Annotated in this window: 1 pseudogene; it reads left to right on the top strand. The window is 35.3% G+C overall.

Annotated elements, in window-relative coordinates:
- Positions 1-79: 79 nt before the first annotated feature.
- Positions 80-266: pseudogene (locus tag FS641_RS17795) on the top strand (tryptophan synthase subunit beta); the annotation flags it as partial.

Raw genomic sequence — 266 nt, 5'->3', positions numbered from 1 at the left:
GCAGCGGAGTAGAGACAGAAGGAAAGAAAGATCTAAAGAAAATAAAACAATTTATTAAAAAAGCGAAGGAGTGTTCAAAATGAACTACGCATATCCAGATGAAAAAGGTCATTACGGTATATACGGAGGACGATACGTTCCAGAAACGTTAATGCAATCCGTATTAGAATTAGAAGAAGCATATAAAGAAGCGATGCAAGATGAAGCGTTTCAAAAGGAATTAGATCATTATTTACAAACGTATGTTGGAAGAGAAACACCGCTTT

It is taken from the genome of Curtobacterium sp. 9128 (assembly GCF_007673775.1).
Lineage (GTDB): Bacteria > Actinomycetota > Actinomycetes > Actinomycetales > Microbacteriaceae > Curtobacterium.
The sequence above is the reverse complement of the archived record's forward strand: the minus strand, read 5'-3'. Positions and strand labels throughout refer to the sequence as shown.